Origin of the sequence: Micromonospora sp. RV43 (genome assembly GCF_001029515.1) — a bacterium.
In the GTDB taxonomy this organism is placed as follows: Bacteria; Actinomycetota; Actinomycetes; order Mycobacteriales; family Micromonosporaceae; genus Micromonospora; species Micromonospora aurantiaca.
The window spans coordinates 1-17,601 of the sequence record NZ_LEKG01000022.1; the positions used below are offsets into that span (position 1 = coordinate 1).

At 73.0% G+C, this 17,601-nt stretch carries 22 protein-coding genes; 17 read left to right on the forward strand and 5 right to left on the reverse strand.

All coding sequences use genetic code 11. The features are described from left to right. The first annotated feature begins 18 nt into the window (after positions 1-18). Positions 19-1,638, forward strand: coding sequence for a DUF885 domain-containing protein (locus ABD52_RS07970; RefSeq protein WP_047891386.1), 1,620 nt, complete (start codon positions 19-21; stop codon positions 1,636-1,638). Between the two features lie 33 nt (positions 1,639-1,671). Here ABD52_RS07970 and ABD52_RS07975 read toward each other — a convergent pair whose 3' ends face one another. Further along, positions 1,672-2,499, reverse strand: a complete 828-nt coding sequence (locus tag ABD52_RS07975) for an NAD(+) diphosphatase (RefSeq protein WP_013474040.1) — start codon at positions 2,497-2,499, stop codon at positions 1,672-1,674. Continuing rightward, a complete protein-coding gene (locus tag ABD52_RS07980) occupies positions 2,496-3,188 on the reverse strand; it encodes a hypothetical protein (RefSeq protein ID WP_013474041.1) in 693 nt (230 codons plus the stop codon). Before ABD52_RS07980 ends, ABD52_RS07975 begins: the two co-directional genes overlap by 4 nt. A gap of 212 nt (positions 3,189-3,400) precedes the next feature. Here ABD52_RS07980 and eno point away from each other — a divergent pair, with 212 nt between their 5' ends. Genes eno through ABD52_RS08005 form a run of 5 tightly spaced genes read left to right on the forward strand, consistent with a single transcriptional unit; the run spans position 3,401 to position 7,412 of the window. Then, entirely contained in the window at positions 3,401-4,684 is a 1,284-nt protein-coding gene (gene eno / locus ABD52_RS07985) for a phosphopyruvate hydratase (protein ID WP_013284093.1), read from the forward strand. 28 nt (positions 4,685-4,712) lie between these two features. Continuing rightward, a complete protein-coding gene (locus ABD52_RS07990; protein WP_030271266.1) occupies positions 4,713-5,348 on the forward strand; it encodes a septum formation initiator family protein in 636 nt (211 codons plus the stop codon). 23 nt (positions 5,349-5,371) lie between these two features. Beyond that, the gene (locus ABD52_RS07995; RefSeq protein WP_013284095.1) at positions 5,372-5,929 is read left to right on the forward strand and encodes a DUF501 domain-containing protein; all 558 of its coding nucleotides are present in this window, start codon (positions 5,372-5,374) and stop codon (positions 5,927-5,929) included. Position 5,930: 1 nt separating this feature from the next. Further along, the gene (locus tag ABD52_RS08000) at positions 5,931-6,440 is read left to right on the forward strand and encodes an amino-acid N-acetyltransferase (protein ID WP_013284096.1); all 510 of its coding nucleotides are present in this window, start codon (positions 5,931-5,933) and stop codon (positions 6,438-6,440) included. 42 nt (positions 6,441-6,482) lie between these two features. Next, the gene (locus tag ABD52_RS08005) at positions 6,483-7,412 is read left to right on the forward strand and encodes a Ppx/GppA phosphatase family protein (RefSeq protein WP_047891387.1); all 930 of its coding nucleotides are present in this window, start codon (positions 6,483-6,485) and stop codon (positions 7,410-7,412) included. A gap of 102 nt (positions 7,413-7,514) precedes the next feature. Here ABD52_RS08005 and ABD52_RS08010 read toward each other — a convergent pair whose 3' ends face one another. Next, positions 7,515-7,694 carry a hypothetical protein gene (locus ABD52_RS08010; RefSeq protein ID WP_013284098.1) on the reverse strand — a complete coding sequence of 60 codons (180 nt, stop codon included), beginning with the start codon at positions 7,692-7,694 and terminating at the stop codon, positions 7,515-7,517. 190 nt (positions 7,695-7,884) lie between these two features. Between ABD52_RS08010 and ABD52_RS08015 the strand changes: the two genes are divergently transcribed. From ABD52_RS08015 to ABD52_RS08025, 3 genes are all read left to right on the forward strand, one after another. Then, on the forward strand, positions 7,885-8,082 hold the full coding sequence (locus ABD52_RS08015; RefSeq protein ID WP_230651275.1) for a hypothetical protein: 198 nt from the start codon (positions 7,885-7,887) through the stop codon (positions 8,080-8,082). Positions 8,083-8,145: 63 nt separating this feature from the next. Continuing rightward, positions 8,146-8,478, forward strand: a complete 333-nt coding sequence (locus ABD52_RS08020) for a PadR family transcriptional regulator (RefSeq protein WP_030271259.1) — start codon at positions 8,146-8,148, stop codon at positions 8,476-8,478. Further along, positions 8,475-9,440: a hypothetical protein gene (locus tag ABD52_RS08025; protein ID WP_047891388.1), complete on the forward strand. Its 966-nt coding sequence runs from the start codon at positions 8,475-8,477 to the stop codon at positions 9,438-9,440. Before ABD52_RS08020 ends, ABD52_RS08025 begins: the two co-directional genes overlap by 4 nt. 82 nt (positions 9,441-9,522) lie before the next feature. Here ABD52_RS08025 and ABD52_RS08030 read toward each other — a convergent pair whose 3' ends face one another. Continuing rightward, a complete protein-coding gene (locus tag ABD52_RS08030) occupies positions 9,523-9,840 on the reverse strand; it encodes a helix-turn-helix domain-containing protein (protein ID WP_047891389.1) in 318 nt (105 codons plus the stop codon). Continuing rightward, complete coding sequence (locus ABD52_RS08035; RefSeq protein WP_013474046.1) at positions 9,837-10,199, reverse strand: type II toxin-antitoxin system RelE/ParE family toxin; 363 nt, start codon at positions 10,197-10,199, stop codon at positions 9,837-9,839. The genes ABD52_RS08030 and ABD52_RS08035 overlap by 4 nt, the downstream gene beginning before the upstream one ends. Positions 10,200-10,376: 177 nt before the next feature. Between ABD52_RS08035 and ABD52_RS08040 the strand changes: the two genes are divergently transcribed. The 8 genes from ABD52_RS08040 (at position 10,377) to ABD52_RS08075 (ending at position 17,575) form a co-directional block, all read left to right on the forward strand. Further along, the gene (locus tag ABD52_RS08040) at positions 10,377-11,117 is read left to right on the forward strand and encodes a dienelactone hydrolase family protein (RefSeq protein WP_013474047.1); all 741 of its coding nucleotides are present in this window, start codon (positions 10,377-10,379) and stop codon (positions 11,115-11,117) included. Positions 11,118-11,136: 19 nt separating this feature from the next. After that, positions 11,137-11,850 carry a uracil-DNA glycosylase gene (locus ABD52_RS08045; RefSeq protein ID WP_013474048.1) on the forward strand — a complete coding sequence of 238 codons (714 nt, stop codon included), beginning with the start codon at positions 11,137-11,139 and terminating at the stop codon, positions 11,848-11,850. Positions 11,851-11,870: 20 nt separating this feature from the next. Continuing rightward, positions 11,871-12,602 (forward strand): DUF4129 domain-containing protein, encoded by a 732-nt coding sequence (locus tag ABD52_RS08050; protein WP_013474049.1) that lies wholly within the window; start codon positions 11,871-11,873, stop codon positions 12,600-12,602. Next, positions 12,599-13,183 (forward strand): hypothetical protein, encoded by a 585-nt coding sequence (locus ABD52_RS08055; RefSeq protein WP_013284107.1) that lies wholly within the window; start codon positions 12,599-12,601, stop codon positions 13,181-13,183. The genes ABD52_RS08050 and ABD52_RS08055 overlap by 4 nt, the downstream gene beginning before the upstream one ends. After that, the gene (locus ABD52_RS08060) at positions 13,183-14,181 is read left to right on the forward strand and encodes a MoxR family ATPase (RefSeq protein ID WP_013474050.1); all 999 of its coding nucleotides are present in this window, start codon (positions 13,183-13,185) and stop codon (positions 14,179-14,181) included. Before ABD52_RS08055 ends, ABD52_RS08060 begins: the two co-directional genes overlap by 1 nt. Then, the gene (locus ABD52_RS08065) at positions 14,181-15,542 is read left to right on the forward strand and encodes a DUF58 domain-containing protein (protein WP_013474051.1); all 1,362 of its coding nucleotides are present in this window, start codon (positions 14,181-14,183) and stop codon (positions 15,540-15,542) included. Before ABD52_RS08060 ends, ABD52_RS08065 begins: the two co-directional genes overlap by 1 nt. A 37-nt stretch (positions 15,543-15,579) precedes the next feature. Beyond that, positions 15,580-16,140 (forward strand): hypothetical protein, encoded by a 561-nt coding sequence (locus tag ABD52_RS08070; protein WP_047891390.1) that lies wholly within the window; start codon positions 15,580-15,582, stop codon positions 16,138-16,140. A gap of 103 nt (positions 16,141-16,243) precedes the next feature. Next, the gene (locus ABD52_RS08075; RefSeq protein ID WP_047891391.1) at positions 16,244-17,575 is read left to right on the forward strand and encodes an NAD(P)/FAD-dependent oxidoreductase; all 1,332 of its coding nucleotides are present in this window, start codon (positions 16,244-16,246) and stop codon (positions 17,573-17,575) included. Positions 17,576-17,601: the final 26 nt, after the last annotated feature.

Consider the following 17,601-nt stretch of genomic DNA (forward strand, 5'->3'; position numbering starts at 1 on the left):
GATCGGTAGGGTCGGGGGATGGAGTCGTTCGGGCCGCTTGCGGAGCGGATCGTGGAGGCGTTGCTGGAGAGCCGGCCCGGGCTGGCCACCTCCGCCGGGGATCACCGCTACGACGACCGGCTGCCCGATCTCTCCGCCGAGGCCCTCGCCGCCGACCAGGCGATGCTGAAGGATGCCGCCGACGCGCTCGCGGAAATCGACCCGGACGCGCTCGACGTGGCGGAGAGCGTCGACCACGCGCTGCTCACCAGCCTCGTCGACAGGGGACTGTTCGAGGCCACCGAGATCCGCGGCCACGAGTGGGATCCGCTGCGCCACAATCCGGGGCCGCTGCTGCACGCCCTGCTGGCCCGTCCCTTCGCCCCGGCCGAGGAGCGCCTGACCAGTCTCGTCGGGCGTCTGTCGGCCGTACCCGATGCGCTGTCGACGGCGCGCGCGACGCTGCGGGACATGCCGCGGGTCCACGCGGAGACGGCGGTCGGGCAGTTCGCCGGTACGGCGGCGCTGATCCGCGACGAGGTTCCCGGGTTGCTCGCCGAGGCGCCGGCGATGCGCGATCGGGTCGGCCCGGCGGCCAGCGATGCGATCGCCGCGCTGGAGGAGTTCGTGGCCTGGCTGCGGCAGGGCCTGGCCGCGGACGCCGGTCCGGGGCGTGACCCGCGGCTGGGCCGGCGGCGGTGGGAGGCGCGGCTGTGGCACACGCTCGACACCGAGCTGAGCGCAGCCGAGGTGCAGCGCCGCGCCTGGGCCAACCTCGACCGGGTCACCGAGGAGATCCGCGCGGCGTCGGTCGAGCTGGTCGGTGGTCCGGCCGACGACGAGACGGTACGCCGGGCGCTGGACCTGCTGGCCGCCGAACACCCGGACGACGCCACGATCGTCGACCTCGCCTCGGTCACGCTCGACGAGGCGAGTGACTTCGTCCGCCACCACGACCTGGTCAGCATGGTCGGCGACCCGTGCGTGATCCAGGAGATGCCGGAGTTCGCGCGCGGCGTGGCGGTGGCCTACTGCGACTCGCCGGGCCCGCTGGAGACGGCCGACGTGCCGACGTTCTACTGCATCTCGCCCACCCCGGCGGACTGGCCGGCGCAGCGGGTCGAGTCGTTCTACCGCGAGTACAACGACCACATGATCCGCAACCTGACCGTGCACGAGGCGATGCCGGGTCACTTCCTCCAGCTCGCCCACGCCCGCCGGTACGACGGCCCGACCCGGGTACGCGCGCTCACCGAGTCGGGCGTGTTCGTCGAGGGCTGGGCGGTCTACGCCGAGGAGCTGATGGCGGGGCTCGGCTTCGGCGGACTGCCGGTGCGGTTGCAGCAGCTCAAGATGCAGCTCCGGATGACCATCAACGCGCTGCTGGACCAGCTCGTGCACTGCGACGACATGCCCGAGTCCGAGGCGATGGCGCTGATGACCGGGCGCGGCTTCCAGGAGGAGGGCGAGGCGGCCGGCAAGTGGCGGCGGGCGCTGCTCACCTCGACGCAGCTCTCCACGTACTTCGTCGGCTACAGCGAGATGGCCGACATCGCCGCCGCCCGGCCGGACGGCGTGACGGTGCGCGACTGGCACGACGCCATGCTGGCGCACGACTGCCCGCCGCCGCGCCACCTGCGGACACTGCTGGGGGTGTGACGGCCACCGCCCGGGCGGCGACCCGGCCTGCGGTCACCGCCGGGCGGCGACCGCGTCGATCAGCCAGCGCGACAGGGAGTACGCGGGCGGCAGCTCGGCGGGCAGCGCATCCACCGGGAACCAGCGCGCCTCGGTCAGCTCGATGCCGTCGACGACCGGTTCGGCGGCCGGGTCGGTCACCTCGGCGGTGAAACCGGCGAGCAGCGTGCCCGGCCCGGACAGCGCCCACGGCTGGCTGTCCACGTAGACCGGTCGCCGCAGCGTCAGGCCGACCTCCTCGGCGACCTCGCGGTGCACCGCCGCCTCCAGCGACTCGCCCGCCTCGACGAACCCGGCGACGAGTGCCCACAGCTGCGTCGGCCCCTGCGCGTGCCGGACCAGCAGCAGTTCGTCGACGCCGCCGGCCGGGCCGGGGCGGGTGATCGCGGTCAGCACCGCGACGGACAGGGGCACGAACACGGTCAGCCCGCAGTCCGGGCAGCGCCGCGCGGTCTCGCCCGGCACGTCGGCCAGCTCGGCCCGGCACGCGCCGCACCACCTGTGGGTACGCCGCCAGGTGACCACGGCGAGCGCCCGTCCGGCCAGGTCGGCGCGGGGTGCGGGCAGCTCGGCGGCGAGGCCGCGCCAGCCGCGCCACGGGCCGGGAAGCGACTCCGGATCGGCCACCTCGGCCGCCCACGCCGGGACGCCGTCGAGCGTGCCGACCGGGATCCAGGCGAGGTCGCCGGGCAGCGCGCCGATCCGCAGCGGCTGCTCGTCCGGGCCGGTCAGCAGCTTCCGTCCGGCCACCGGCAGCGCCAGGTCGTCCGGCTCCGGCGGCCGCCCGTGATCGGCAGCAGGCAGGAACCCGGGCGGGGTCACGACGTGGACGGGCGGCGGTCCACCACGCCGGCGCCGTCCGGGACCGCGAACGCGGCCGCCTCGACGCTCTCGGTGTAGCGGCTCAGCGTCACCTCGGCGGGCTTGCCGTCGAGCGTGCCGGAGAAGCTTCCCAGCACACCCTCGTTCGTCACGCAGGCGTTGAAGCGCTCCCCGTCGTGGGTGACGTCGACGCAGGTGGCGTGGTGTCCGGCGAGAGTGGTGTCGCTCTGCTCGATGACCGCCTCCGGCGCCAGCGCCGCCTCGGTGAGCAGCCGGATCACCGCGGGCGGCGTGACCAGGCCCTGCTTGCGTGCCTCGTCGTAGACGATCACCGACGGCTTCCCCGCGGTGAGCACGGGCGGCGAGACGGTGCAGGAGGTACGGGCGGCGGTGCTCGCGCACCGGGTCACCGACTCCTGCGTCACCGTGATCTTGCCGCCGGGCCAGGTGTACGTGGACCGCAGCGGCTTCTTGGTCTGCGCGATCGAGGCGGTCCGGCCGCCGTCGATCTGGTAGTCGGCGGCCCAGGTCTGCTCCAGCGCCCGGTCCATCCGCGCGGCGAGGTCGTTGACCAGGTCGGCGCGACCGAGCGCGACGTTCGCGTCGTCCAGGGCCTGACAGCCGGTGACCGAGAGCGACGCGATGACCGAGGCGGCGAGCACGCGGAGAGTCGTCGAGGCGGCAGGCATGATGCCCAGCCTTGTCGATCGACGCAACGTCTCGCAAACCGGTTGCCGGTTGACGACCGGTAATCCGGGAATGTCCGTCTCAGCAAGCGCCTCGGGGGCCGCCCCGAGCGGGGTGCGGCAGGGCGGGGACCGATACGCTGCGTTCAACACCTGCCTCAGCCGCACCGTCGCGGCCCATACGGACCGGAACCACACAAACGAGGAGCGACTCAGTGGCAACCATCGAGGGAATCGTCGCCCGGGAGATCCTGGACTCGCGGGGCAACCCGACGGTCGAGGTCGAGGTCGGGCTCGACGACGGCACGATCGCCCGCGCCGCGGTGCCGTCCGGCGCCTCCACCGGCGCGTTCGAGGCGGTCGAGCTGCGCGACGGTGACAAGGATCGCTACCTGGGCAAGGGCGTCGAGAAGGCGGTCGCCAACATCGAGGACCGGATCGTCGACCAGCTCATCGGCTACGAGGCCAGCGAGCAGCGGCTGATCGACCAGAAGATGATCGACATCGACGGCTCGGACAACAAGGGCGAGCTGGGCGCGAACGCCATCCTCGGCGTCTCCCTGGCCGTGGCGAAGGCCGCCGCCGGCAGCGCCGAGCTGAGCCTGTTCCGCTACCTGGGCGGCCCGAACGCGCACCTGCTCCCGGTGCCGATGATGAACATCCTCAACGGTGGCGCGCACGCCGACTCGAACGTCGACATCCAGGAGTTCATGATCGCGCCGATCGGCGCGCCGACGTTCCGGGACGCGCTGCGCTCGGGCGCCGAGGTCTACCACGCGCTGAAGTCGGTGCTGAAGAAGAAGGACCTGTCGACCGGCCTGGGCGACGAGGGCGGCTTCGCCCCGAACCTGCCCACCAACGCCGCCGCGCTGGACCTGATCGCCGAGGCCGTGGAGAAGGCCGGCTACCGGCTCGGCACCGACATCGTCTTCGCGCTCGACGTGGCCGCGACCGAGTTCTTCGACAACGGCACCTACACGTTCGAGGGCAGCGCCAAGAGCGCCGAGGAGATGAGCAACTACTACACCAAGCTCGCCGGCGACTACCCGATCGTGTCGATCGAGGACCCGCTGGCCGAGGACGACTGGAGCGGCTGGGCCACGCTCACCGCCGCGCTCGGCGACCGCATCCAGATCGTCGGCGACGACCTGTTCGTGACCAACCCGCAGCGCATCGCCCGGGGCATCGCCGAGCAGGCCGCCAACGCGGTGCTCGTCAAGGTCAACCAGATCGGCTCGCTCACCGAGACGCTCGACGCCGTCGACCTGGCCCACCGGGCCGGCTTCAAGTGCATGATGAGCCACCGTTCCGGCGAGACCGAGGACACCACCATCGCCGACCTGGCCGTCGCCACCGGCTGCGGGCAGATCAAGACCGGCGCGCCGGCCCGCTCGGACCGGGTGGCCAAGTACAACCAGCTCCTGCGGATCGAGGAGGAGCTGGCCGACGCGGCGCGGTACGCCGGTGCCGGCGCGTTCCCGCGCTACCGTTCGGCCTGAGCGAGCGCTCCGGGGGAGGGGTGTGACGATGCAGCAGCGCCGCACACCGGGTGGCCAGCGGCCCGCCCGCCGGCCGGGTCAGCCCGGCCGGACGGGCGGTGCCCGGGTCCGGTCCACGGCACGCGACAACGGCGTCCGCGCGGAGGCGCGCGCCGCCGGCCGGTCACCCGGCGCGTCCCGTGCCACCGACGGCGTACGCTCCGCGAGCCGCCCCGCCGCGGCCCGGCGTACCGCCGCCGGTGGCCCGGTCAAGCGGCTCACCGCACCCCAACCCCGGCGCTTCACCGGGCGCGCCACAGTGCTGTTCGCGGTGCTCATCGCGCTCGCCCTGGCGTACACCTATCCGGTCCGGGTCTACCTGGACCAGCAGGCCGACATCGAGCGGATGGAGGCGGCGCAGGCCGCCCAGCGGGCCGAGATCGACCGGCTCACCGCCGAGGCGGCCAAGTGGAAGGACCCGGAGTACGTCAAGACGCAGGCCCGGGAGCGGTTCTTCATGGGCAAGCCGGGCGAGACGCTGCTCGTGGTGCTCTCCGACCCGGAGGGCGCCGCGAAGGACGCCGGCAAGGGCGCGAAGCCGGGGGCGCCGAAGCCGCCCGAGCCCTGGTACGACACCCTGTGGGGGAGCGTGCGGGCGGCCAACGCCGAGCGCCCCGACAAGTGAGCTTTGATCCGAGAGGCACTTCCTTGAGCGTCGTACCACCGCAGGAGCCGGCGGCGGACTCCGTACCCCCGCCGGAACGCCAGCCGGCCACCGAGGCCGACCTGGCCGCGGTGGCCGCGCAGCTCGGACGCCCGCCTCGCGGCACCCGCGCGGTGGCCCACAGGTGTCCCTGCGGCCTGCCCGACGTGGTGGAGACGACGCCCCGGCTGGCGGACGGCACGCCGTTCCCGACGCTGTTCTACCTGACCTGCCCGCGTGCCACAGCGGCGTGCAGCCGGCTGGAGTCGGCCGGGCTGATGAAGGAGATGGCCGAGCGGCTCGCCGAGGATCCGGAGCTGGCGGCGCGGTACCGGGCGGCGCACGAGGACTACCTGACCCGCCGGGAGGCGATCGGGGAGGTGCCGGAGATCGCGGGCATCTCGGCCGGCGGCATGCCGGGGCGGGTGAAGTGCCTGCACGTGCACCTCGGGCACGCGCTCGCGGCCGGGCCGGGGGTCAACCCGTTCGGCGACGAGACGCTGGCGCTCGTGGAGAAGTGGTGGGCGGCCGGCCCCTGCGTGGACGTGCCCGCGGTCCAGTGAGATGAGCGCCGACGAGATCACTGTGCGCCGGGCCCGCACCACCGACGTACGCGGCATCCGGCGGCTGGTGGACACCTACACCGACGACCGGCGGCTGCTCAGCAAGGCGACTGTGACGCTGTACGAGGACGTGCAGGAGTTCCGGGTCGCGGTGACGTCTGACGGCACGGTGGTCGGCTGCGGCGCGCTGCACGTCATGTGGGAGGACCTGGCCGAGATCCGGACGGTGGCGGTCGACCCGTCCTGCCGGGGCCACAAGATCGGGCACCGGATCGTCGGCGGGCTGATCGACGCGGCGCGGGAGCTGGGCATCGCCCGGATCTTCGTGCTGACGTTCGAGACCGGCTTCTTCGGCTCGTTCGGCTTCCGCGAGATCGACGGCGCGCCCGTGCCGCAGCCGGTGTACGAGCAACTCCTGCGCTCGTACGACGAGGGTGTCGCGGAGTTCCTGGACCTGGAACGGGTCAAGCCCAACACCCTGGGCAACACCCGCATGCTGCTGCGCCTCTGACCGTGCGCGGGCTGCCGTAGGGTGGGCGCCGTGAGTGCGCGTGTGGCCGCCATCGACTGCGGGACCAACTCGATCCGACTGCTGATCGCCGACCTGCCCGAGGCGTCGGCCGGGGACTCGTCGCCGCTGCGCGACGTCAGCCGGCGGATGGAGATCGTCCGGCTGGGGCAGGGCGTCGACCAGACCGGCATGCTCGCGCCGGAGGCCATCGAGCGGACCCGCGTGGCGCTCGCCGACTACGCGGCGGAGATCGAGAAGTCCGGCGCCGAGCGGGTACGCATGTGCGCCACCTCGGCCTCCCGCGACGCCTCCAACGCCGCCGACTTCCGCGCCATGGTCGAGCGCACGCTCGGCGTACCGCCCGAGGTGGTGACAGGCGACGAGGAGGCACGCCTGTCGTTCACCGGCGCGGTGCGCGGCCTGCCCGCCGATGCAGAGCCGCCGTACCTGGTGGTCGACATCGGCGGCGGTTCGACCGAGTTCGTCGTCGGCACCCGCGCCGACGGGGTGCGGGGCGCGATCTCGGTGGACATCGGCTGCGTCCGGATGACCGAACGGCACCTGCACGACGATCCGCCGACAGCGGCGCAGATCGCCGCCGCCGAGTCCGACATCGCCGCCGCCGTCGACCGCGCGCTCGCCGCCGTGCCCGGCCGCGAGGCCGCCACGCTGGTCGGGCTCGCCGGTTCGGTCACCACAGTGGTCGCCCTGGCGCAAGGGCTCCGGGAGTACGACCCCAGCCGCATCCACCACGCCCGCATCTCGTACGAGCAGGTGGCCGAGGTGACAGCCGACCTGCTCGGCAAGAGCAGTGAGCAGCGGCTGGCGTACCCGGTGATGCACCCCGGGAGGGCCGACGTGATCGGCGCCGGCGCGCTGGTGCTGCGAGTGATCATGGAGCGGGCCGGGATGCCGTCCGTGGTCGCCTCCGAGCACGACATCCTCGACGGCATAGCTTGGAGCCTCGCCTAGCCCTCATCTTCTCGCCCGCCCCTTCGGCGGTGATCAAGGAGTTTGTGTCAGATCCGGACGCCTCCGGGTACGCAAAGTCCTTGGTCGACGGGACGGGCGGGGTTAGTCCGTCGCCAGGTCGGGGCGGTGTTCCCTGATCCACTTCTCGACGTCGGACTTCCGCCAGATCTGGCCCATCCGGAGCACCTGATAGGGCGCGGGGAAGTCGCGTCGCGAAGCGACCACTGACGCGCGGGCACGCGAGACGCCACCGAGCATGTCTCGGATCTCAGCGATTCCCACGAACTCGACCACCTCTTGACGGTAGGTAGCAGCGATTGACTCGCGATCGGTAACAGCGATCGGGGTTGACGATCGGTAACAGCGCGAGCACGATCGGGGGATGACCGTGAGGAACTGTTCTCCCGTACCCGATCGCAGTCGCCGTGTCGTGCGGCCGCACGTACCGATGCGGCCCCTCTGGTTGTGCCGGGTGTGCGCGGCCCCCTGGCCGTGCCAGCCGGCCCGCCTGTTGCTGCTGCTGGACTACCGGCGCGACCGCGTCGCCCTGTCGATCCACATGGCGGGCTGCCTGTTCGACGCCACCGCCGACCTGATGGCCGCCAACCCGAACCCGGCCGACCTGTTCGACCGTTTCATCGGGTGGACCGCCCGTCCTTCCTCCCGGTGAACAAGGCCGGGCAAAGTGCTGCGTGATTGACGGTAGTGTGGATTGCGCACTAGTGTGCGGAGCGTGGATACCACGCAGCTCCTCAAGGGCGTGCTCGACCTGGCGGTGCTCGCCGTGCTCAAGGACGAGGACGGATACGGCTACGACATCCTGCGGCGGCTGCGCGAGGCCGGCCTCACCGAGGTCGGCGACGCCTCGGTCTACGGCACGCTGCGCCGGCTGTTCGCCGCCGGTCTGCTCACCACGTACGTGGTGCCCAGCGAGTCCGGACCGCACCGCAAGTACTACTCGCTGAACGCCGCCGGGCGCGACCAGCTCACCCGCTCCGGCAAGACGTGGCGCTCGTTCGCCACCACCATGGACGCACTGCTCGACGATCGGGGGATGGCGGCATGACCGTCACTGGGCAGGAGATCACGGACTACGTCGACCGGGTGCGCGCGGCGCTCGCCGACCTGCCGCCGGCAGTCCGCGACGAGCTGACCGAGGACCTGCCGGAACACCTCGCCGAGGTGGCCGCCGAGGGCGAGGGCGCGCTCGTGGACCGGCTGGGCACCCCCGAGGCGTACGCGGCCGAACTGCGTGCCGCCGCCGGCGCCGGGGAGGGGCGGCGACCGGCGCGCTTCCACCGCCTGGCCGAGGCGCGGGATCAGGCGGCCACTCAGATACGTCTGCTGGATCGTCAGCTCGGCCCGGTGCTCGGGCACGAGACGGTGAGCGACTTCCTGCGCCCGCTGCGCCCGGCCTGGTGGCTGGTGCGTGGCTGGCTGGCCGCGCTGCTGATCAGCGTCATGGTGGACGGTGGCCGGCCCGGTCTGCTGCCCCGGCCGAACGACAACGCGTCGGCCGGCCTGCTGCTGCTCATCGGCGCGGTGGTCGCGTCACTGTGGCTCGGCCGCCGTTCCGCGGGCTTCACCGGCTGGCCGCGCCGCCTGCACCGGCTGGGTACGGCCGCGCTGCTGCTCTTCGGCTTCGCGGTGCTCGTCGATGTGGACCGGAACGCCAGCTCCGACGTCTACAGTGGCTACGAGCAGACGTCGGTGGACCGGCGGTACGACCGGATCGAGGACGTCTTCGTCTACGACCAGCAGGGGCGGCTGATCCGCGACGCGCAGCTGTTCGACCAGAACGGCGTGCCGATCCGGCTCGGCTGGCCGAACTGCCTCGACTCGTCCGGCGCCGTGCCCGCACCCCGCAACGCCTACCCGTACTGCCCGGAGCTGGCACCGTTCGGCGCACCGGCCTCCCCGTCGATCGCCCCGCCCGCACCCGCACCCACAGGCAGCGCCACCCCGACCGCGCCCACCCCGACCGCGCCCAGCACCAGCGCTTCCCCGGAACCCACGTCAACGCGCTAGAGCGCGCGCGATCCCGCGAGATCTTGGTACGAAGCGGCCCTCATAGGGGTCGGAATCCTCCAAGATCTCGCGGGATCCGCTGTCAGGCGATGGCGGCGATGTCACCGTCGTCGAAGTAGATCGCCTGGTGGAGCCGGCCACCCAGCGCCGCGGCGAACCGGGCCACCACCTCCTGTCCGGAGATCTTTCCCTGCTCGATCTGGGAGACCCGTCCCTTGGTGACGCCCATCCGGTCGGCGACCTGCTGCTGGGTCAGGCCGCGCGCTCGCCGTACCTCCGCGAGGCGGTGACCGATGACCTCGGCGAGGAGTTCCTGCTTACCCGCATCGACCGCCTCTTCCCCGCCGGCCCGGGCGACGTGGTCGGCGCGGATGTCCTGCCACCGGGAGTAGTCGCTCATGCCTTCCCCTCCTCTCGTGCCCGGTCCTTGAGGTAGAGCTCGTAGCGGTGCTCGGCGACGGGAATGGCCTCCTGATACCACGTCTTCCACCGGCCGGACTTGTCGCCGGCGACCAGGAGGATGCTCGAGCGCCACGGGTCGAACGCGAAAAGGATACGCACGGTGCCCGGCCGGAGCTCCTTCAAGTTCGCCATCGACGAACCGTGGATGGTGTCGACAAGGGGCCGTCCGAGTCCTGGTCCGTGCTCGGCCAGGAGGTCGATCGCCTGCACCACCCGCGCATGGGTGGACGCGTCGAGAGTGTCGAGCCACTGCCGCACCTCGTCGACCAGGTAGACGTCCCAGTCTCCAGCCACCACGGGGCTAGTTTAGCAATCGCTATACCCAGCGTGTGTGCCTGTCCGGCGGTTCAACAGGAGGTGAATGCCACTGTTGTTCCGTCTTCCCCGCGCCGGTGACCGCGTGGCACGCTACCGGCACGTATCAGCCAACTGGGCGACCAGCCAATGATGACTGACCGCTAGGAGGACGGGCCCATGGGCGAGATGGTGAGCTTCACCGGCAACGGGGGGACGAGCGAGGGGTATCTCGCGATACCCTCCGGCGGTGCGGCCAGCCCGGCGGTCATCGTCATCCAGGACTGGTGGGGACTGGTGCCCCACGTCCGGGCCGTGGTCGACCGCTTCGCCGAGGCCGGCTTCGTCGCCCTCGCGCCCGACTTCCGGCACGGCGGGCCGGCCGTGAAGCCGACCGAGCCGCGGCTGATGCTGAACAGCTCCCAGATGGACGAGGCGGCGAGTGACATCGCCGCCGCCGCCGAATACCTGGCGAGCCGGTCCGAGGTCGCCGGCAAGGTGGGCTGCGCCGGGTTCTGCGCGGGTGCAAGCCTGGCGCTGTGGTCCGGCACGTTCTCCGAGCGCATCGTGGCGACCGCCGGGTTCTACCCGCGCCTGCCCTGGGAGGGCATGGCCACTGGCGCGGCGGACAACGCCGGTCGCACGGGCGCGGCGGACAACGCCGGCCGCACCGACTGGGCCGGCTACGCCGGGAAGGCCGCGCTCATCCACTGCTCCGAGGCGGACGGCCTGTCCGCCGCCGACGGGGTGCAGAGCGTACGCCGGTCCATCGAGTCCGCCGGTGGCACCTGCCAGACGTTCGACTACCCGGGCACCGCGCACGCGTTCTTCAACGAGGACCGGCCCGAGCACTTCGACCAGCGGGCGGCCGCCACCGCCTGGGCCCGCACGCTGGAACTGTTCCGGGCGAAGCTTGGCTGAGTCGCGTACCCCGCAGGACGTGGTCGCCCGCGCCGCGCGGGCGGCCGACCTGGCCGACCTCGACGGCGCGGTCAGCGACTGCTTCGCCTGCCCGCGCCTGGTGGCCTGGCGGGAGGAGGTCGCCCGGGTCAAGCGGGCCGCGTTCCGCGACCAGGACTACTGGGGACGGCCGGTGCCCGGCCTCGGGCCGGCGGACGCCCGCATCGCGATCCTCGGTCTGGCGCCGGCCGCGCACGGCGGCAACCGCACGGGCCGGATCTTCACCGGGGACCGGTCCGGTGACGTGCTGTTCGCCGCGCTGCACCGCGCCGGGCTGGCCAACCAGCCGACGAGCGTGTCCGCGGACGACGGCCTGACGCTGCGCGACACCCGCATCTTCGCGGCTGTGCGGTGCGCGCCGCCGGACAACAAACCCACCCCGGACGAGCGCGACACCTGCGCGCCGTGGCTGCACCGCGAGGTCGAGTTGATCCGGCCCACGCTGCGCGTCGTGGTCGCGCTGGGCGCGTTCGCGTGGGCCGCGTGGTGGCCGGTGCTACGCCAGGTGTACGGGCAGCGACCGCCCACACCGCGACCTGCGTTCGGTCATGGGGCACACTGGTCCGGCGAGTCGGTGCCGGCGTTGCTGGGCTGCTATCACGTCAGCCAGCAGAACACGTTCACCGGCCGGCTCACACCGGCGATGCTGGACGACGTGTTCACCCGGGCGAAGGACCTGGCCGGGGTGGACTGAGGAACACCTGAGGCGGTGGGATGGATTTCGGCGTACTGCGCAGGTGGTGGCCGGTCGCCGCGGTGACGGTGCTGCTCGCGCTCGCCGCGTTCGCCGCCGGTCACTCCGCCATCGGGGCCAGCCGGATCCCGCCCGCCGCCGACACCATCCCGTACGTGCCGGACTACCCGTCGCCCGAGGCGGTGCCGTCGATCCCCGTCGAGCCCCGGGACGTGGGCGAGTCCACCTCGGGCGGTGTGCCCGGCTGGCTGGCCACCGCCGCCGTGGTGTTGCTGTCCGCGGCGGTGCTGGCCGCCGTCGGGTACGTCCTGTGGAACGTGCTGCGGGGCGCGCTGCGGCGCACCACTCGCGCGGTGCCGGTGCGGCGCACCAGGCGTACCGCCGAGGGGACCGCCCGCGAGGTGGTGGCCGCGCTCGACGCCGGACTCGTCGAACTGGACGACCGCTCCACCGACCCGCGGACCGCTGTGATCGCCTGCTGGGTACGCCTGGAGGAGGCCGCCGAGGACGCGGGTGTGCCCCGGCACACCGGTGACACCCCGACCGACCTGGTGGGCCGGCTGCTGCGCGGCGACCCGGCGGCCGGCATCCCGGCGATCGCCAGCGCCGACGTGCTCGACGGTTTCGCGCACGTCTACCGGGAGGCCCGGTACGCCACGCACCCGGTCGACGAGCACACCCGGGACCAGGCCCGCGCCGCGTTGCGCCGGTTGCGCGGCGAGCTGACCAGCCTGGCGGGGGAGGCGTCGTGAGCACCAGCATCGACGACCTGCTGTCGTTCGGCGAGGAGCCCGCCGGGGAGGACGTCCGGCCCTCGGGCGGCGGCCGGGCGCGCCTGCTGCTGCGGACCGCGGCGGTCACCGCCGCCGTCGTCGTGGTGGTCGTGGTCGGGCTGCGCGCGGTCGGCCTGAAGGTGCCGATCTGGATCATCGTGGCGGGGGTGCTCGCCGTGCTCGCCGTACGCCGGGTCACCACCGCGCTGTCACCCCCGCCGCCGCCTCGCGCGGGTGCCCGAACGCCCGCCGGTGAGGAGCCCGGCACCTGGAACTGGTCCGCGCGGGACGCACTGCGCACCGCGATCAACGGCTGGGAGCGCCCGCTGGACTGGTGCGCCGGCAACCAGGAGCGGTTCACCGAGCGCATCCTGCCCCGCCTCGGCGAGCTGGCCGACGAACGGCTGCGCCAGCGCCACGGCGTCACCCGTGAGTCCGACCCGGCCCGCGCCCGGGCGGTGCTCGGCGAGCCACTGTGGACGTTCCTCGCCACCCCCGCCCGCCGCCCTCCGTCGCCGCGCGACCTCGCGGCGATCGTCGCCGAACTGGAGAAGATCTGATGAACGACGTGGACCGGAGCATGGCCCCCGCCGAGGTGGGCCGGCTCGCCCGGGCCGTCCTGGAGGCGGTCGGCACCGTCGTGGTCGGCAAGCGGGACGCGCTGGAGCTGGTGCTGGCCGGCATCCTCGCCGGTGGTCACGTGCTGCTGGAGGATCTGCCCGGCCTGGGCAAGACGCTCACCGCGCGCTGTTTCGCGCAGGCGCTCGGACTGGACTTCCGGCGGCTCCAGTTCACCCCGGACCTGCTGCCCGCCGATGTGACCGGCTCGTTCCTCTACGACCAGAGCAGCGGCGACTTCGCCTTCCGGGCCGGCCCGGTGTTCACCAACCTGCTGCTCGCCGACGAGATCAACCGGACGCCGCCGAAGACGCAGTCGGCGCTGCTGGAGGCCATGCAGGAGAAGCAGGTCTCGGTCGAGGGCGTGACCTACCGCCTGGACGAGCCGTTCCACGTGCTCGCCACCGCCAACCCCATCGAGTACGAGGGCACGTACCCGCTGCCGGAGGCGCAGCTCGACCGGTTCCTGCTGCGGGTGTCGTTCGGCTACCCCAGCCACGACGAGGAGTGGGACGTGCTGCGGCGCCGGATCGCCCGCCGCCGCGAGGAGGCGGAGATCAAGCCGGTGGTGGACGCCGCCACGCTGCGCGCCATGCAGGCCGCGCTGGAGGACGTGGTGGTCGAGGACTCGATCGGCCGGTACATCGTGGTGCTCACCGCTGCCACCCGGGAGCACCCGTCGGTGCTGGTCGGCGCGTCCCCGCGCGGCTCGCTGGCGCTGCTGCTGCTGTCCCGGGTGCGGGCGGTGCTCGCCAACCGGGACTACGTGGTGCCGGAGGACGTCAAGGCGGTGGCGGCGCCCGCGCTGGCGCACCGGATCACGCTGCGGCCGGAGATGTGGCTGCGCCGCGTCGACCCGTCGTTCGTGGTCGGCGAGGTGCTGGAGTCCACGCCCGCCCCGGCGAGCGGCGCGCTGCCCAGCTACGCCGCCGGACGCTGATGGACCGGGCCGACGCGGCAGGCGGCTGGGCGCCCACGTGGGCGCTCGGCCGGGCCGTGCTGCTCACCGGTGTGCTGCTCGTCGCCGCCGTCCTGCTCGGCCGCATCGACCTGGTGGTGCTCGCCACGCCGTTCGCGCTCGGGACCGCGTACGCGCTGCGCCGCCGCCCCGCCGCGCTGCCCGAGCTGGAACTCGGCGTCGGGGACACCCACCTGGTCGAGGGCGCGCCGCTGGCCGCCACCGTCGCGGTGGCCAACCCCGACCTGGTCGGGTACGACCTGGCGGTGGTCCGGACCCGGATGTCGCGCTGGCTGCGGGTGGAGCAGGTCGGCTTCGGCGGCACCGGGCTGGACGTGAGCCGCTCCGGCGGGGCGGACCGCCCGTTCGTCACGTCCGTACCCCGGGGCAGCGCTGTCGACCTGAAGCTGACCGGCACCGCCCTGCGGTGGGGGCGGCACCCGATCGGGCCGGCCGGGGTGCGGGTCGCCGCCGCCGACGGGCTGCTGGTCTCCCGCGCGGTGATCACCGACCCGATCCGGGCCCGGGTCTATCCGCGTACCGAGCCGTTCGACGCGGTCGAGGCGATGCCGCGGGCCGCCGGACTGGTCGGCGCGCACCGCTCGCGGCGGCCGGGCGAGGGCGGTGAACTGGCCGGGGTACGCGTCTTCGCGCCCGGTGACCGGTTGCGCCGGATCGACTGGCGGGTGTCGCTGCGGGCCCGCCAGCTGCACGTCGCGTCGACGCTCTCGGACCGGGACGCCGAGGTGGTGGTGCTGCTGGACGTGCTGGCCGAGGCGGGCCGCTCCGGTGGCGTGAACGGGACCGCGTCGGTGCTGGACACCACCGTGCGGGCCGCCGCCGCGCTCGCCGAGCACTACCTGCACCGCGGTGACCGGGTGTCGATGCTGGAGTACGGGCCGGCCGCTCGCCGGCTGCGTCCGGCCACCGGGCGGCGGCAGTACCTGACAGTGCTGGAGTGGCTGCTCGACGTGCAGGCCGAGTCGTCCCCGCACGAGCCGTACGACCAGGTCTTCGGCCCGCAGGTGCTCTCCTCGGACGCGCTCGTGGTGGTGCTCACCCCGCTGCTCGACGAGCGGTCCGCGCAGATGCTGGCCCGGCTGGCCCGGGGCGGGCGGTTCGTGGTGGCGGTGGACACGTTGCCGGCCGAGCTGCCGGTGCCGAAGGAACGCGGCTGGGCCGAGGTCGCGTACCGGCTGTGGCGGCTGGACCGGGACACGATGATCGGCCAGCTCCGCGAGCACGGCGTGCCGGTGGTGCGCTGGGCGGGCGCGGGCAGCCTGGACGAGGTGCTGCGCGACGTGGCCCGGCTGGCGACCGCCCCGAAGGCGGGGCTGCGATGAGCACGGGGAGCGCAGTCGCGAACGGAAGGGCGGCCCGGTGAACGCGGTTGTGGAGCGGGTGCGGGCGCTGCGGTTCGCCGCCGCCCGGGTCAGCCCGCTGCCGCTGCTCGTACGCGGCGGCATCTTCCTCACCGTGCTGGCCGGCTTCCTGCTCGCGTACCCGGTGCAGGCCCTCACCCCGCGCTCGCTGCTGGCCATGACGGTGGCCGCGGTGCTCCCGGCGGCCGGGCCGCGCCGGATCTGGCCGACGTTCACCGCGCTGGTGACAGTCGGCGGCTGGCTGCTGGCCACGCTCGGCTTCGACCGGCCGCCGGCGCTGTGGCGGCTGCTCGCCGTGGCGACGCTGCTCTACCTGGCGCACTCGCTCTGCGCGCTCGCCGCGCTGCTGCCCTACGACGGGCTGATCGACCCGGACGTGGTGCTGCGGTGGCTGGGCCGCGCGGGTGCCGTGGTGCTCGCCAGCGCCGTGCTCGGCGTGGTGCTGGCGTGGCTCGGGGGAGTGGGCGGTACGGACGGCTCACAGGTCGCGACAGTCGTGGGACTGCTGGTGGCGGTGGGGCTGAGCGCGCTGCTGGGCTGGCTGCTCCGGCGCAGGTGACGCGACGCTCGGGGGACGTTGCGCAGGTCACACGGGTTGTGCTCCGTCACAGAAGGGGGTCTCGCGCGGGATTACCCGAAGCACCCGGGGAAAGATAGATGACGTGAACCCGAAGCGGATCCTTGTCGTGGGTGCCGGTCACGTGGGCCTGTACGCCGCTCTGCGCCTGTCCAAGAAGCTGAGCAGGCGTGAGGCCGAGGTCATCGTCGTCGACCCGCAGCCGCACATGACGTACCAGCCGTTCCTCCCGGAGGCATCGGCGGGCAACATCTCCCCTCGGCACGCTGTGGTGCCGCTGCGGCGGGAGTTGCGTAAGTGCACCGTGGTGGCGGGCACCGTCACCCGGATCGACCACGACCGCATGACCGCCGTGGTGCAGCCGATCAGTGGCCCGGCCCGGGAGATCCGGTACGACCACGTGGTCGTCGCCCCCGGCTCGGTCTCCCGCACCCTGCCGATTCCCGGCCTGCACGAGAACGGCATCGGGTTCAAGACCATCGGCGAGGCCATCTTCCTGCGCAACCACGTGCTGGACCGGCTCGACGTGGCGGCCTCCACCACCGACCCGGCGGTCCGCAGCCGTGCGCTGACGTTCGTCTTCGTGGGCGGCGGCTACGCCGGCATCGAGGCGCTCGCCGAGATGGAGGACATGGCCCGTGACGCGCTGCGCTACTACCCGGAGCTGAAGCCGGAGGACATGCGCTGGGTGCTCGTCGAGGCGACCCAGCGGGTGCTGCCCGAGGTCGACCGGGACATGGGTGCCTACACGGTCCAGCAGCTGATGAAGCGGGACATGGACATCCGCCTGGACACCCGGCTGGAGTCCTGCGTCGACGGTGTGGTGAAGCTCTCCGACGGCGACAGCTTCCCGTCCGACACCATCGTCTGGACCGCCGGCGTGAAGCCCTCGCCGATGCTCGACGCGACGGACTTCCCGCGTGACGAGCGTCGCCGGGTCACCTGCCGGCCGACGCTGCAGATCGTGGACGGCGACCGGGTGGTCGAGGGCGCGTGGAGCGCCGGTGACTGCGCCGCCGTACCGGACCTGACCAAGGAGCCGGGCAACTTCTGCTCGCCGAGCGCCCAGCACGCGGTGCGGCAGGCGGCGCGGATGGCCGACAACATCGCCAACGTGATCCGCGGGCGCGAGCCGGTCGACTACAAGCACAAGCACGCCGGCAGCGTGGCGAGCCTCGGGCTGCACAAGGGCGTGGCGCAGGTCTACGGCATCAAGATGACCGGCTGGCCGGCGTGGTTCATGCACCGGACGTACCACATGTCGCGGATCCCCTCGTTCAACCGCAAGGTGCGCGTGGTGGTCGACTGGACGCTGGCGTTCTTCCTCAAGCGTGAGGTGGTCGCGCTGGGCCAGCTGCACGACCCGCGCGAGGAGTTCGCCGAGGCGTCGGCCCCGCCGGTCGCCGCGCGCGTCTGACGCGTTTCGCGTAAGGGCCCCTTCCG

Bases quoted from the DNA above. Each gene is read 5' to 3' on its own strand.
- ABD52_RS08000 (WP_013284096.1), top strand. From the start codon at position 5,931: ATGAGCGCCGACGAGATCACTGTGCGCCGGGCCCGCACCACCGACGTA.
- ABD52_RS08065 (WP_013474051.1), top strand. From the start codon at position 14,181: ATGGACCGGGCCGACGCGGCAGGCGGCTGGGCGCCCACGTGGGCGCTC.
- ABD52_RS08060 (WP_013474050.1), top strand. From the start codon at position 13,183: ATGAACGACGTGGACCGGAGCATGGCCCCCGCCGAGGTGGGCCGGCTC.
- ABD52_RS07980 (WP_013474041.1), bottom strand. From the start codon at position 3,188: ATGCCTGCCGCCTCGACGACTCTCCGCGTGCTCGCCGCCTCGGTCATC.
- ABD52_RS08025 (WP_047891388.1), top strand. From the start codon at position 8,475: ATGACCGTCACTGGGCAGGAGATCACGGACTACGTCGACCGGGTGCGC.
- ABD52_RS08040 (WP_013474047.1), top strand. From the start codon at position 10,377: ATGGGCGAGATGGTGAGCTTCACCGGCAACGGGGGGACGAGCGAGGGG.
- ABD52_RS07990 (WP_030271266.1), top strand. From the start codon at position 4,713: ATGCAGCAGCGCCGCACACCGGGTGGCCAGCGGCCCGCCCGCCGGCCG.
- ABD52_RS07970 (WP_047891386.1), top strand. From the start codon at position 19: ATGGAGTCGTTCGGGCCGCTTGCGGAGCGGATCGTGGAGGCGTTGCTG.
- ABD52_RS08030 (WP_047891389.1), bottom strand. From the start codon at position 9,840: ATGAGCGACTACTCCCGGTGGCAGGACATCCGCGCCGACCACGTCGCC.
- ABD52_RS08050 (WP_013474049.1), top strand. From the start codon at position 11,871: ATGGATTTCGGCGTACTGCGCAGGTGGTGGCCGGTCGCCGCGGTGACG.